Below are 13,461 nucleotides of genomic sequence, written 5' to 3'. Positions count from 1 at the left end.
TTCCCGCGAATGCTGACCGCGTCGTACAGGCGGCCTATCAGCTGTACCTGGCACACGTGGAATCATGCCCGCGCTGTCGCACGCAGGCGTCGTGTGAACAGGGCCGTCGGTTCCGGAGGGCTTTGCGGGCGGCCCGTCTCGCAGCCACGAACGCCTGACCTCCCGTCGCGGCAAGGCCAGGCCGTGGGGCAATGCCCGTCCGGTGAGTTAAGCTGCGCGGCGATGACTACCGGGACGGCCTCGCGCCATACACAGACTGGTTACCCGGTGCTCTCCTGAGCGCCGAACGGGCCGGAGTGGGCCCGTTGTTCGACCCACGGTCTCGCCCTGCCGCGCGGGCCCCGCCTCCGTCGTGTTGATCTCAGGTTCTACACATCAACCACGACAGGAGAACTCATGCCTACCAAGACGTTGCAGATTCCCACCGCGGACGGCCAGGCCGACGCTTTCGCTGCCTTCCCCGATGACGGCGAGCGGCACCCGGGGGTGCTGCTGTACGCGGATGCCTTCGGCATGCGGCCCGTGCTGGCGGAGATGGCCCGGGAATTGGCCGAGCGCGGGTACTACGTGCTGGTGCCCAACTATTTCTACCGGCACGGCCCGGCACCGCTGGTCGAACTTCCCGCATACATCGGAGCAGAGGCACGGCCCGCGATCCTTGCTCAGCTGATGCCTTTGATCGAGGAGCACATCGCCGGCGAACGTGTCGCGCGCGACGCGGACGCCTACCTCAGGTTCCTCACCGCGCAACCCGAGGTGGCCGCCGGACCGGTGGCCGTGACCGGCTACTGCATCGGCGGTCTCCTCGCGCTGCGCACCGCTTCGGCCCACCCCGACCGGGTGGCCGCCGTAGCCGGATTCCACTGCCCTGTGGTCGCTGATGGGCCCGACGGCCTGCACGGCCTCCTCTCCAAGATCACCGCACAGGTGCACCTCGGACACGCCGAGACCGACCTGACGCCCGAGGCCCTCGGCGAGCTCAACCGGGCTCTGGACACCGCAGGTGTCCACTACACCTCCGAGATCTACCCCGGCACCGTCCACGGCTTCACCATGGCCGACACCGACGCCTTCAACGCCGCTGGACTGAAGCGCCATTGGGAGCGCCTGCTCGATCTCCTGGACCAGGCCCTGGCCAACGGCTGAGACCTCCACCTCCACTCGCCAAGCGGCTTGGTCCTCACTCGTCGTCTGGTGGGCGGCATCCCTCCTGTGGTCCGGCGGGCCACAGGAGGGATGCTGGGTCGGTTGTTCACGTGGCCGTGATGGCACCGAGTCAGGTCTCGAAGTCGGCTCTCGCGCGGGTCGGCTGCGCCCGTTCTCGAGGCGTTACCGCCCTTTGGGCATCGGCAGGACCGCCAGTGCGGTGTCTGCAACCTTCCGCACCGTCTCCGGGTCCAGGCCGGCCTTGCCCACGGCCTCGATGCCGCGGACCACCGTCAGCAGCAGTGCCGCCAACCGCTCAGGATCCGCAGCGTCATCGATGTCGCCGTGGCGCTGGGCGGCGCTGATCTCCGTCCGCAGCAGGGTCAGCAGCGCCGTCATGGTCTCGGCCGACCGCTTGGCGATCGTCGGATCGTGCTGGGCCAGCTCCGCCACGCCTTTGGCCATCAGGCACCCGCGGCGCTCGGTGTCGGAGGCGGTGTTCTCCGCCATCAGGTGCACGTATGCCGACAGCCGGGCCAAGGCCTCTGCGTCCGGTCCACCCGTCAGACGCCCGTCGGCCACCTCCACGACTGCGGTGCACCAGTCGCCGAACACACGGTGGAACAGCTTGCCCTTGTCGCCGAACGCGCCGTACAGGCTGCCCTTGCCCAGGCCGGTCGCCTGGGCGATGTCGTCCATCCGGGTTCCCGCATAGCCGGTCGCCCAGAACTGTTCCCGGGCCCGCTCCAGGACTTGGCGTTCGTCGAATGCGCGTGGTCTCGGCATGACTCCAGCGTAGCCATTCTTGACTCGATCGTCCATTACTGCCTACGTTATGGACGATCGATTCCATAACTGAAGGGGTTCGACATGCCAGGCGTACTGCAGGAGAAGGTGGCCGTGATCACCGGAGGGACGAGCGGGATCGGGTTGGCCATCGCTCACCGCTTCATCCGGGAGGGCGCGCGGGTCTTCGTGACCGGCCGGGACGTCGACCGCCTCGAGGCGGCAGTCAAGGAGTTGGGTCCAGCGGCCACCGGCGTACGATCCGACGTCTCGGTCCTGGCCGACCTGGACGCGCTCTACGCGCGAGTCCGCGAGGACGCCGGTCGCATCGACGTGCTGGTCGCCAACGCGGGAATCGTCGCGGACGCCGCGCTCGGTGCCCACACCGAGGCGAACGTCGACCTGACGCTCGCCGTCAACGTCAAGGGCCCACTGTTCACCGTTCAGAAGGCGCTTCCGCTGCTTGCGGAGAACGCCTCCATCGTGGTCGTCGGCTCGAGCAACAGCGTGCGGCCCAATGAGCAACTCGAGGTCTACAGTGCCTCCAAGGCGGCGCTGAGCAACCTCGTGCACAACTGGTCCCGGCAGTCGCGGGAGCGCCGCTTCCGGGTCAACGTGCTCAGCCCGGGACCGACGCGGACCCCTGGCCTGCTGGGCGCCGCGGGGCCGGGCGTCGACCAGTTCGCCGAGGCCGTCGTACCCCTGGGTCGGCTGGCCGACGCCGAGGAAATCGCCGAGGCCGCCCTTTTCCTGGCTTCGGACGCCTCGTCGTTCGTCACCGGCGCGGAACTCTTCGCGGACGGCGGCTACACCCGGGCGTGAAACGGCGGCCGGTGGTGCGCGTCCGGTTCCCATCGAGGTGAGGGGGCGCACTCCGGTCGCGTACGGCGTCGTACGGGGACCGGAGGGGCGGGGCCGGAACGGCGCAGTTCGCTGAGTACCAACGGGCACCCTTACCAGGCGACCCTTTCCAATTGAGCCATGTGCAGGGGTCGATCCGGCCCCCATTGGCTCCTTCGTGGTAAGCCGCTTTCCGTCAACACCCCCCACCCCTATGGTGATAAGGAGACGAAAGCGTGCCTGGGGGGTGAGACCGATGGCCTTGACCGAGATCGCCGTAGCTGTGATTACGACCGGACCTGCCTATATCGCGGTCTGGCTGACCGTACGCAAGGCCCAAGCCGGGACGGCGCAGCCGCAGACGTGCGCGCGTGCCGCCCTCTGTCAGCAGTGCGAGGGTCGAACCCCGCCGGACAGCATGCAGGGCATCCGTGAGGTTTGGGCTCTCGCGGTCTGACCTGTCTTCGTCGCCGTATTCCGGCGGGCCCACTGCTCCGCAACAACAGAGCGAATGAGTACATCAGGGCTGGGCGGGGTAGCTCCAATTCGGCGCCCAGACATCGCTCTTGGGGCGGCCGGGATACGCGGCGGTGAGATGACGGCGCAGCGCGTCCAGGGAGGGGTGTGGATTGTGCGTGCGCCAGATCAGCGAGTGGGGATAGACCGGAGTCGGATCTTTGAGGGGAATGCGGCGCAGGGTGTGGCCGACGGGCCACACCAGAGGGGTCTGTTCGCTGACGAAGGTGGCCAGTTTGGTGGAGCCGGCGATGGTGTCGAGCAGAGCCTCGATGCCGAAGTCCGGCCCCACTGAGTCGATGATGATGCCGAAGTCGGCGGCGAGTTCGGCGTAGTAGGCGTCCCATTCGGTGCCGGGCAGATTGCCGGGCATCCAGATGTGCCGCCCGGCGAGTTGGGCTGGCGTGAGCGTGGCGGCGTCGGCGAACTCATGCCCTGCTCCGGTGAACAGGTGCAGGGGTTCATCGAAGACGGGAGTGGCTTCCACGCCTTGGGGCAGTTGCCGGCCCGGCATGCTCACGGCGCGGAACGTCGCGTCGATGGTCCCGTCCCGCACCGCCGTGATGGCCGCATCGGAGTCGAACAGCGTCACGACGTCCAACTCGACCTCGGGGTGGGCGTGATGGAAGCCGCGCAACAGCCCTGCCAGAGAGAGCTGGCGGCCGATCACGTCGACGCGCAGGGCCCGATGCCCCGGCCGCACGGACGCGACAGCGCGCTCCGCTGAGTCGAGAAAGGAGCGGGCGTGAGGGAGGAACGCCTGCCCGTCGATGGTGAGCCGTGCCCCGCGGGCGTCGCGGGTGAAGAGCTGGACACCGAGTTCCTTCTCCAGTGCGGCAACGCGCTTGGACACGGCTTGCGGCGTGATCCGCAGATCGGCGGCAGCCTCCTGGAATTGTCCCGCGTCCGCTACGGCGACGAAGGTGCGCATGGCCATGACGTCCATGCGCCGCAGTCTAGTCAGACAACCAATGGTTGTTGATGCCGGTAGTGATCGTTGTTTGATTCCAACGTGGGCCGGTCGCTTTGATGATTCGGGTCGACCTCCGGTCAACGTCTGGTTGCTCAACTGGCGTGACCGGCAGGTGTCATTCAACGGCTGTGCGCCCGCGGGCGCCCCATCGCGAGGACCTTTCATGCCTGATCTGAACCGTCTCTACGTCCGCACTCCCGAGTGGGCGCGGGTAGCCGAGCGGATCGAGCACGTGACCACGCTCACCTCTCGGCTCAACGTCCTGCCCTTCGACGACAAGGTCACCCGCGCGGCCCTGCTCTCCGAGATCATCGGCAAGCCGGTCCCCGAGTCCGTCACCGTCTATCCGCCCTTCTACACCGATCACGGGCTCCGCATCGAGTTCGGGGAGCACGTCTTCGTCAACCAGAGCTGCACCTTCCTGGACCAGGGCGGCATCTACCTGGGCGACGGCGTCCTGATCGGCCCGAAGACCAACCTCATCTCCTCCGACCACCCCCTCACGATGCCGGAACGCAGCGATTTCATCACGCGTGCGCCCATCACGATCGGGGCCAACGCATGGCTCGGCGCGGACGTGACGGTCCTCCCCGGCGTCACGATCGGACACGGTGCCGTGGTCGGCGCCGGATCCGTCGTCACGAAGGATGTCCCCCCGAACACCTTGGTGACCGGCCCGGCCGCGCGCACGCGCAAGCATTGGAACGATTGAGCGCGCGGGGACGAGAAGTCGGGGCGGAAAGCGTCGGAACAGCCCTGACGGTCACAGCCCCGACGGATGCCTGGAAAGCCAGTCGGCATGGCGATCGCGCATGCGGTCTCGTTCCTCGGAGGTAGGGAGGAAGACGTCGGCGCCACCGTCGTAGGGATGGTGGATGCGCTGCATGCGAGTGTCGGCGATGAGGACTCCCGCCACTTCTTCGTCGGCGACGTCCCGCAGCAACGCGTCGATGCAGCCATGCCGCCAGGGGCGGCGGACGGTGAACAGGTGGGAGTACGTGCGGAACTCAGGATCGGGATCGTCCCTCACCAGCAGGCTCTGCCAGTAGTCCGCGCCGGGTGGGCACGGCGGAACCTCGGCTTCGGTCGTCCAAAGCGGAGTGATCACGTATACGTCCGCACCAGCGAACAACTCATCAAGGACGGTGTTGTAACGCTCCAGAACAATCGTGTACTCGCTCTCATCCGCCGCGTACCGCTTCGACTCCGGCAAGCTGTGAAAGCGAACCCAGACATCCCGATACGGATCACGCAGCTGGTACCCCACCGGAGGGCAACTGGGCCACCGCTGCTGCCACAGCTTCGTCAGCCCTTCCTGCCCGCCTTCAAGCATCTGCCGCTCACTTCCTGTGAACGCCGACGACGGCGATATCGCCGAAGGACGCGGCGAGTGCCTGCGTAATCAGGTCGGGCAGTCTTGTCTGGCCGTTGTCCTGCGCCCAGCGGGTGAGTGCCGTGTGCATCGCGGCCAGGCAGGCGCTGGTGGCCGCGTGGGCGCTGAACGCGGCGTCGGCGTCGGTCGTGTCGTCCGTGTCGTGCCCTAGGGCTTCGACGATGGCCTGCTGAAGCGCGTACTGGCTGTCGAGGTGCCTGGCCCGCAGTGCGGGCGTCGCGACCATGAGCCGCAGGCTGTCCAGCAGAAACCGTTCATCCGCGTCCGGCGAGTCCGGTGGGGCGCCGTCGTCGGAGGTCAGCGCCGTGGCGGCCTCGATGAGGGCGCCGCCGACGCGGCGCACCAAGGGGTGCGTGGCCTGCGACGCGGCGACCCGCTCGGCGATGAGCCGGCCCGGCTGCTCGATGAGGACGAGGTCTTCCTTGGTGGGGAAGTGCCGGTAGACGGTCATGGCCGAGACGCCGGAGGCCGCGGCGACGTCGGCCACGGTCACGGCGTCGTACCCGCGGTCGGTGAAGAGCCCTACCGCGTGCGTCTGAATGACGCGCCGTGTCTCGGATCGTTGTCGCTCCCGCAGGGTCGGTTCTCGCTCACTCATGTGGTAGACACTACCGCAATGTTAGTGACTAACATGAGGGTGGGGTGGGCGACATGAGTGATCTTGTCGGCAGGACGGCATTGGTGACGGGCGCGTCGCGTGGCATCGGGCAGGCGATCGCGTCCCGGCTGGCAGCCGAAGGAGCCATGGTCATCGTGCACTTCGGCACGGACGAGAGCGGGGCTGCGGCGACGGTCGAGGCGATAGAAAGCGCCGGTGGGAGCGCCTGCGCCGTTCGGGCCGAGTTGGGCGTGGACGACGACGTCGAGACGCTTTTCGCCGGCGTGCAGGCCGCGTTGGCCGACCGTCCGCTCGACATTCTCGTCAACAATGCCGCGGCCCCGCCGGCCGGCCCGCTGGGCGTGACGACCCGGGCGCAGTTCGACCACCTGTTCGCGGTGAACGTGAGAGCTCCGTACTTCATCATCGAGCGCGCGCTGCCCCTGCTGCGCGATGGCGGCCGTATCCTCACGATCTCGTCGGTGGCGACCCGTATGGCCAACCCGACGCAGACCTCCTTCGCGATGACGAAGGGCGCGGTCGAGACCATGAGCAAGACCTTGGCCAACCAGCTCGGGGCCCGGGGGATCACGGTGAACGCGGTCGCCCCCGGAGCGACCAGGACGCCGACCAACGGAGACGTCTTCGACCTGCCCGGCCTCACCGAACAGATCACCGGCATGACAGCGCTCGACCGGCTGGGCGGGCCCGGCGACGTCGCCGACGTGGTCGCCTTCCTCGCCTCGGACGCCGCCCGCTGGATCACCGGCCAGGTCATCGACGCAAGCGGCGGCCTGTTCCTGGGGCCACGGGTCTGAGCGGCAAGCGGTGAGAAGACGCGGCGGTCTCGACCTGGCGGCGCTCAATGGATGGCGAAGGACTTGCCTCTACGTCCGCATCCGCAAGGCCAATTGCGTGCGTGAGGTCAGGGAGAGCTTGCGGTAGATGCGGCTCAGGTGGGCCTCGACCGTCTTGACGGAGATGAAGAGTGTGTTGGCCACCTCCCGGTTGGATGCCCCGGAGGCGACCTGTCGGGCTATGTCCGCCTCGACCTGCGTCAGGTCCTGCCCCGGGCCGGTCGGCGTGGTGCGGTCGAGTCGGTGGAGGAGGTGGTGGGTGCGCTCGGCGCGGTAGGTCGCCTGGGCCTGCGTGTAGAGGTCGTGGGCGTGTTCCCGGTGGCGCCGTGCGGCCGCTGCCCGGCGCCGTTTCTGCTCTGCCTGCCCCAGCAGGACCAGGGTGTGTGCGTGCTCAAGAGGCAGGTGTGACGCGTCGAAGGCGAGGGCCGCTTCGGTCAGACGGTCGGCGGCCTGGTCGGTCCGGTGGTGGTGGAGGTCGATCCGCGCCCGGCTGCGGAGCAGGGCCGCGGTGACAACCGGGGCCGGTTGTGGGTGCTCCGCGGCGAGCTCGGTAAGGAAGTGCTCGGCCTGGTCCGGGCGGTCGGCCAGGGTGAGTGCGTCGGCGTACAGATGGTGCCATTTGAAGGCTGCGAGATCGGCCGTGTGTTGTTGTTGCTCAAGGTCGGCCACCTCGCTCAAAGCGGCCGCTGCCGCCTCGAATTGGTGGAGACACAGCAGTGCGTGGGCCAGGGCGTACAGGTTGCGCGCCGTGAAGATGCTGTCCTCTTCCTCCTTGGACTGCTGCAGCCCCCATCGGGCCGTGGCGGCGGCGGGGCCGGCACCGTCCCTCTCGACCTGTACGAGGGCATGCGTGGCGCAGGCGGGACCGGGGGAGAGGTGCAGCGTACGGGCGAGATGCAGGGCGCGTCGGCTCCAGCCTTCGGCGGCGGCGACGTGGCCCCGGCGCAGGTCGCTCTCGGCGAGACTGCGCCAGATCTCCTGGAGGTCCTCGGCGCTGCCCGTGGCCTCGGCGTGCCCGAGCAGATGGTGCAGGCCGCTCTGCGCTGTCGGGTGGTCGTCGTCGTAGAGCGCGTGGCGGAGCCGCAAGTAGTGCGGGCTGTAGCGGAGTTGGCCGGACGGAAGGCCGGGGCTGACCGTGAGTGCCCGGGTGAGGGTGGCCTTGGCGTCACCGCACCGGATGAGGCGTTCGATGCGGGCCTGCATGGTCAGGGCGGCTGCCTCGATGTCCGGCCGTGCGCAGGACCGCGCGTCCCGCGCTGCCTGCTCGGCCGCGGCCAGGGACTCCTGGGGGCGGCCCGCGATGTTGTGCCGGATGGCCGCGCAGAGCCCGAGCCGGGCGCGCAGCGAGGGATGGGAACGGGTCAGGGCCGCCAGGCGGGCCAGGGTCGCGCTCTGGTTCTCCAGCCCTTGGCCGTGCGCCTCAAGGAGCGCCAGCAGTGCTTCGGCCTCGGCGTCGGGGGCGCGCAGCCGGGTCAGTGCGGCGACGACACGTGAGGCGAGGTCCCCGTCTCCGGCGTCGGCCGCGTCCCGACACGCCTGGAGCCAGCGTTCCAAGAGGAGAGGCCGGTCGCCGGCGGCGGTGCGGCGCGCTGCCAGGTGCATGAGCTCGGCGGCCAGGCCCGGCTCGGCGCAGCTTCGGGCCGTGCGGGCCGCGGCCACACCGTCCTGGGCGGTTTGTTCGTCGGGACCGGCCGTGGCCAGCAGGCGATGCCGGGCTGCCGCGAGTGGGTCCGGCGTGGCGGCGGCCAGAGCGTGGTGGAGGGTTGCCCGCTCGGTGGGGCTGATCGCGAACTCGGCCTGCTGGCGGAGTAGTTCGGAGGCGAAGGTGACTGTCCCTGACGGGCCGCGGGTGATGAGACCCGCCCTGTCCGCTCGATCCACGTCGCGTTCGGCGTCGGCGTACCCGCAGGCACAGAACAGTGCGGCATCGGCCGACCGGGTCAGTGACAGCGCGGTGAGGGTGCCCCGCCAAGAGGAGGGGACCGACTGCCACCATGCCTGCGCAAGGCGGGCGGGCTCGGTGGTGGGCCCGCGCTCCGTGCTCAGGGAACTCGCCGCAGCGCGGGCCAGCAGCGGATGGCCGCCGCTGTCACGGTGTACGGACGCGGCGTGCCCGGCGGAGATGCCCTGGGTCACCAACGCCGCGGCGACTTCGGCCTCAGTCAGCATCCGGAGCTCGACCCAGGGGGCATGGCCCCCGCCGAGCGCGGCATTCTGCTCACCCGAGACGCAGTGGGCGGACGGAAGGGTGAAAGCCACCCGCAGGCGGGAGGCGGGAAGCGTACGGCAGCAGAAGTCCATTACGCCCAGGCTCAGGTGGTCGGCCAGGTGTGCGTCGTCGATCAGGATCGTCCAGCCTTCGGCGCCGTCGTCGAGACACAACTGCCGTAGAGCCCTGGCCGCGTGGGCGACCGCCGGTGGGTTCGCCTCGCGCAGCTCCGGGCGCAGGTCAACCAGCGGCGCGGCTTCCAGCGACGCCGGCAACATCCCGACCAACTGCGCCAGGAGTCCGTATGGTTCGCGTTCCAGCTGCCTGCTCCCCGCCAGCGGCAGACACCGGATGCCCTCCGCGGCGCCGGTGCGCCGGGCCAACGCGCGCACCACGTACGACTTTCCCGTGCCCCAGGGCCCACTCACCACGACGCGGCCCAGCGCACGCAGGGCGGCCTCCGCGTCCCGCACCACCCGGTCCTGTTCCGGCCACCACACGGCGTCCGCGTCGCCCGGCTCCCGCACCTCGGTCACGTCCGTGAGCCTAGGTTCTGCGGCGCAGCCGATCCAGCACGGATCTCGTGTGCAAGGGAAAACCCTGAGGCCCCTGTCGGAGTCGGCGACCCGGCGATCGGGGGTCGGTACCCCGCCATCCTAAGGTCACCGAACGAACACCCCGCCACATGGCAGGTGGGGCCCGCCCGAGGCCGGCTGATCCGCGGCGGTGAATGCGGTCGGCTCGCCTGTCCTGGCTCAGGGCGTGACGCCAGGGACTTCTCTGATGGTGGCTGATGGCTGGCGCCGCGAGGCTGCACGGCTATCGGTCCACGTCGCACCGCGACCGCCACGGCCGAGTCGCACTGCGGCAGCCACAGCGCCGTCGCACCGCGACAGTCACAGCGCAGTCGGACCGCGGCAGCCACAGCGCTGTCGCACCACGACAGTCACAGCAGAAAGGCCCCCACCGTGCCCAAGCCCAACGCCCCTCGCAGCAGCCCTCGCAGCACCCCCCGCAGCACCCCTCCCAGCGCCACGCTACGTGCTGCCCTCGCCGGCACCCTCGCGTGCCTCACCCTCGCCGCGCTTCCCCAACTCGCCTCTGCACAAGAGGATTCCGCTCCCCGGCCCCCGGCTCCTGGCCTCCTGTCCGCCCTCCAGCGCGACTTGAACCTGACGCCGGAGCAGGCCCGTACCCGCATCGCCGACGAGAGAGCGGCCAGTGGGGTGGCCACCCGACTCGCCTCCACCCTCGGCGACCGGGTCGTCGGCCTGTGGTTCGACGGAGCGTCGGGACGGTTGCACGCCAGTCTCAACAGCTCCGCCGACGCGGCCACCGCCGAACGACTCGGAGCCATCGCCCACCGCACCACCCACACGCCACGCCAGCTGACCGAGACCCTCGCCGTGGTCCGCGGACAGGTCCGCGGCGTCCCTGGAGTCGTCTCCTGGGGCGTCGACCCGCGCGCAGGCCGCATCGCCGTCGTCACCGCCGCCGACCGGCACACCAAGGAAACCGGGCGGCTCATCGAGCGGCTGCGCAGCCTGGGAGACATCGTCAGCCACTCCACGATCACCGACGCGCCGCGTCAGCAGCAGGGCAGCGTCGTCGGCGGCGAGAAGTGGATACCCGGCAGCGAGAGCCCCTGCTCCGTCGGCTTCTCGGTGACCGCCTCCGGGGTCACGAAGGGCTTCCTTACCGCCGGACACTGCACCAACGACGCCAACCAACCCGCCTACGGCAAGGACGGCAGCCGCCTGGGCACCTCCAACCAAGGCGGAAGCCACAGCATCAACGCACGCGAAGGCGACTTCGGCCTGGTGGCCGTCGACCAGGCCGGATGGGACCTGTCACCGAAGGTGGCCGGCCACGGGCAGGGCGGCGTCACTGTCACCGGCTCCGCCGAGGGCGTCGTCGGACAGAGCGTGTGCCGCTCCGGCCAGACCAGTGGCTGGCGCTGCGGAGAGATCACCAAGGTCAACCAGAGCGTCGACTACGGCAACGTCGTCATCGACGGCCTCTCCTGGACGGACGCCTGCTCCTCCGGCGGAGATTCCGGGGGTTCCTACGTCACGGCCGCCGGTGGCAAGGCCGTAGGGCTGCACTCGGGTGGCGGCAGCGCCACCTGCGGAAGCTCCGGCGCGACCAACACCATCTTCCAGCCGGTCAACGAAGCCCTGCAGAAGTGGAACCTGACCCTGGCCACCGGCAACCCGGAGCCCGGTGAGGTCACCGTCGGCGCCGTGAGCGACCAGAGCGGCACGGTCGGGCAGAGCGCCACGCTGAACAACACCGCTCAGGGCGGCACGGCCCCGTACAAGTGGAGCGCCTCGGGGCTGCCCGCGGGCCTGCGGATCGACGCGGGTACCGGAACCGTCACCGGGACACCCACCACGGCAGGGACCAGCACAGTGACCCTCACGGCCACCGATGCCGCCGGGAAGACCGGCAGCACCACGTTCGCCTGGACCATCAGCGCGCCCGGCGGCGGCACCCTCACCCTGGCGCATCCCGGCAACCAGACCGTCTACACCGGGCGCCCCTTCTCCCTGCCCCTGACCGCAGGCGGCGGAACCGGAGCCCGCACCTTCACCGCCACCGGCCTGCCCGCGGGTCTGGCCATCAACGCCACCACGGGCACGATCTCGGGGACCCCCACGGCCTGGGGCATCCACACCAGCCGGATCACCGTCAAGGACGGCGCGGGGAAGACCGCGGCCATCACTCTCAGCTGGTACGTCTTCAACTAGGCAACGCACAGCCCGCGTCCACCCGCAGCCCGCGTCCACCCGCAGACTGGAGGCTCCTCACATGGGTGCCTCCAGCCTGCGCGCGGCGTCCGCCCGCGCCGAGCCCGTACGCCGCGGCGCTGACGCCGATGTCGGCCTCGATGCCCCGCACGCTGTTCACCGGCCTCGGCTCGCTCGGCGTCCTCGGCAACTCCGTACCGCAGGGCCGGGGTTGTGGCGAGTCATGGGTGGGAGTCGTGAAGAATTCGCGCACCATTCTGGGGATTCGGTCACGGGAGCGAAAAGATCGGGGAGCTCACTCGGCGCTTTCGAACAAGTCGGAAGCGCCGACCGTGCGATGGGAGACCGATCAACGATGTTCACTCAGGTACGGAGCAGAGCGCGCACCGCCGCGCTCGCTCTCTCGGCCGTCGCGGCCCTCGCCTTCGGCGCGACCGCCACAACCGGTGCGGCAGCGGCCCCCGCGCCCGCCCCGGCTCCTGCTCCCGCATCAGCGAAACAGGGACCGACCTCGGTGGCGTACGTCGAGGTGAACAACAACAGCATGCTCAACGTCGGCAAGTACAAGCTCGCCGACGGCGGAGACAACGTCTTCGACGTCGCCGTGATCTTCGCGGCGAACATCAACTACGACACGAGCAAGAAGGCCGCCTACCTGCACTTCAACGAGAACGTGCAGCGTGTCCTCGACAACGCCGACACGCAGATACGGCCGCTGCAGGCGAAGGGCATCAAGGTCGTCCTCTCCGTCCTCGGCAACCACCAGGGCGCAGGGTTCGCCAACTTCCCGTCCCAGCAGGCCGCTTCGTCCTTCGCCAAGCAGATGTCGGACACCGTGACCAAGTACGGTCTCGACGGCATCGACTTCGACGACGAGTACGCCGAGTACGGCAACAACGGCACCGGCCAGCCCAACGCCAGCTCGTTCGTCCACCTGGTGTCGGCACTGCGCGCGAACATGCCCGACAAGATCATCAGCCTCTACAACATCGGCCCGGCCGCATCCCGCCTGTCCTACGGCGGCGTCGACATCTCCTCCAAGTTCGACTACGCCTGGAACCCGTACTACGGCACCTGGCAGGTCCCCGCCATCGCCCTGCCCAAGTCGAAGCTGTCCCCGGCGGCCGTCGAGATCGGCCGTACCTCGCAGAGCGCGGCCGCCGACCTGGCCCGCCGCACCGTCAGCGGGGGATACGGCGTCTATCTGACGTACAACCTCGACGGCACCGATCGCAGCGCCGACGTCTCGGCGTTCACCAGGGAGCTGTACGGCAGTGATGCCGTCTACACGCCGTAGGGCGAGCGCCCGCTGCGGCGCGCGGTGCAACCCAGGGGCCTGCCTCGTCCCCTGAAGCTGCAACGATCCGCTCAGGCCGCGCCCTCGACAACGATG

The 13,461-nt window shown here is 69.4% G+C and carries 11 protein-coding genes; 6 read left to right on the top strand and 5 right to left on the bottom strand.

Going from position 1 to position 13,461, the window contains the following annotated elements; genetic code table 11:
• The first annotated feature begins 396 nt into the window (after window positions 1-396).
• Entirely contained in the window at window positions 397-1,146 is a 750-nt protein-coding gene (locus AB0M70_RS31155) for a dienelactone hydrolase family protein (protein WP_365825113.1), read from the top strand.
• 183 nt (window positions 1,147-1,329) lie between these two features.
• Here the strand turns inward: AB0M70_RS31155 and AB0M70_RS31150 are convergent, their stop codons facing one another.
• Entirely contained in the window at window positions 1,330-1,932 is a 603-nt protein-coding gene (locus AB0M70_RS31150) for a TetR/AcrR family transcriptional regulator (RefSeq protein ID WP_365825111.1), read from the bottom strand.
• Window positions 1,933-2,016: 84 nt separating this feature from the next.
• On the opposite strand from AB0M70_RS31150, the gene AB0M70_RS31145 reads away from it, so the two are divergent.
• On the top strand, window positions 2,017-2,754 hold the full coding sequence (locus AB0M70_RS31145) for an SDR family oxidoreductase (RefSeq protein ID WP_365825109.1): 738 nt from the start codon (window positions 2,017-2,019) through the stop codon (window positions 2,752-2,754).
• A 538-nt stretch (window positions 2,755-3,292) separates the two neighbouring features.
• Here the strand turns inward: AB0M70_RS31145 and AB0M70_RS31140 are convergent.
• Entirely contained in the window at window positions 3,293-4,234 is a 942-nt protein-coding gene (locus tag AB0M70_RS31140) for a LysR family transcriptional regulator (protein WP_365825107.1), read from the bottom strand.
• A 190-nt stretch (window positions 4,235-4,424) separates the two neighbouring features.
• Between AB0M70_RS31140 and AB0M70_RS31135 the strand changes: the two genes are divergently transcribed.
• Window positions 4,425-4,973 carry a sugar O-acetyltransferase gene (locus AB0M70_RS31135; protein WP_365825105.1) on the top strand — a complete coding sequence of 183 codons (549 nt, stop codon included), beginning with the start codon at window positions 4,425-4,427 and terminating at the stop codon, window positions 4,971-4,973.
• A 51-nt stretch (window positions 4,974-5,024) separates the two neighbouring features.
• On the opposite strand, the gene AB0M70_RS31130 is transcribed toward AB0M70_RS31135, so the two are convergent.
• Both AB0M70_RS31130 and AB0M70_RS31125 read right to left on the bottom strand, forming a co-directional pair.
• Entirely contained in the window at window positions 5,025-5,594 is a 570-nt protein-coding gene (locus AB0M70_RS31130) for a hypothetical protein (protein WP_365825103.1), read from the bottom strand.
• Between the two features lie 7 nt (window positions 5,595-5,601).
• Complete coding sequence (locus AB0M70_RS31125; protein WP_365825101.1) at window positions 5,602-6,252, bottom strand: TetR family transcriptional regulator; 651 nt, start codon at window positions 6,250-6,252, stop codon at window positions 5,602-5,604.
• A gap of 53 nt (window positions 6,253-6,305) precedes the next feature.
• On the opposite strand from AB0M70_RS31125, the gene AB0M70_RS31120 reads away from it, so the two are divergent.
• The gene (locus AB0M70_RS31120) at window positions 6,306-7,070 is read left to right on the top strand and encodes an SDR family oxidoreductase (protein WP_365825099.1); all 765 of its coding nucleotides are present in this window, start codon (window positions 6,306-6,308) and stop codon (window positions 7,068-7,070) included.
• Between the two features lie 69 nt (window positions 7,071-7,139).
• Here the strand turns inward: AB0M70_RS31120 and AB0M70_RS31115 are convergent, their stop codons facing one another.
• The gene (locus AB0M70_RS31115) at window positions 7,140-9,854 is read right to left on the bottom strand and encodes a LuxR C-terminal-related transcriptional regulator (RefSeq protein ID WP_365825097.1); all 2,715 of its coding nucleotides are present in this window, start codon (window positions 9,852-9,854) and stop codon (window positions 7,140-7,142) included.
• Between the two features lie 630 nt (window positions 9,855-10,484).
• On the opposite strand from AB0M70_RS31115, the gene AB0M70_RS31110 reads away from it, so the two are divergent.
• Together AB0M70_RS31110 and AB0M70_RS31105 are read left to right on the top strand one after the other, a co-directional pair.
• Window positions 10,485-12,068, top strand: coding sequence for a putative Ig domain-containing protein (locus AB0M70_RS31110; protein WP_365825095.1), 1,584 nt, complete (start codon window positions 10,485-10,487; stop codon window positions 12,066-12,068).
• A 355-nt stretch (window positions 12,069-12,423) separates the two neighbouring features.
• A complete protein-coding gene (locus tag AB0M70_RS31105) occupies window positions 12,424-13,365 on the top strand; it encodes an endo-beta-N-acetylglucosaminidase H (RefSeq protein ID WP_365825093.1) in 942 nt (313 codons plus the stop codon).
• Window positions 13,366-13,461 lie beyond the last annotated feature (96 nt).

The sequence above is a fragment of the Streptomyces sp. NPDC051214 genome (assembly GCF_040682375.1).
Classification (GTDB): domain Bacteria; phylum Actinomycetota; class Actinomycetes; order Streptomycetales; family Streptomycetaceae; genus Streptomyces.
The sequence above is the reverse complement of the archived record's forward strand: the minus strand, read 5'-3'. Positions and strand labels throughout refer to the sequence as shown.

What these genes read in the sequence shown, in the direction of transcription:
- AB0M70_RS31155 (WP_365825113.1), top strand. Translation starts at nt 397, where the DNA reads ATGCCTACCAAGACGTTGCAGATTCCCACCGCGGACGGCCAGGCCGAC.
- AB0M70_RS31150 (WP_365825111.1), bottom strand. Translation starts at nt 1,932, where the DNA reads ATGCCGAGACCACGCGCATTCGACGAACGCCAAGTCCTGGAGCGGGCC.
- AB0M70_RS31145 (WP_365825109.1), top strand. Translation starts at nt 2,017, where the DNA reads ATGCCAGGCGTACTGCAGGAGAAGGTGGCCGTGATCACCGGAGGGACG.
- AB0M70_RS31140 (WP_365825107.1), bottom strand. Translation starts at nt 4,234, where the DNA reads ATGGACGTCATGGCCATGCGCACCTTCGTCGCCGTAGCGGACGCGGGA.
- AB0M70_RS31135 (WP_365825105.1), top strand. Translation starts at nt 4,425, where the DNA reads ATGCCTGATCTGAACCGTCTCTACGTCCGCACTCCCGAGTGGGCGCGG.
- AB0M70_RS31130 (WP_365825103.1), bottom strand. Translation starts at nt 5,594, where the DNA reads ATGCTTGAAGGCGGGCAGGAAGGGCTGACGAAGCTGTGGCAGCAGCGG.
- AB0M70_RS31125 (WP_365825101.1), bottom strand. Translation starts at nt 6,252, where the DNA reads ATGAGTGAGCGAGAACCGACCCTGCGGGAGCGACAACGATCCGAGACA.
- AB0M70_RS31120 (WP_365825099.1), top strand. Translation starts at nt 6,306, where the DNA reads ATGAGTGATCTTGTCGGCAGGACGGCATTGGTGACGGGCGCGTCGCGT.
- AB0M70_RS31105 (WP_365825093.1), top strand. Translation starts at nt 12,424, where the DNA reads ATGTTCACTCAGGTACGGAGCAGAGCGCGCACCGCCGCGCTCGCTCTC.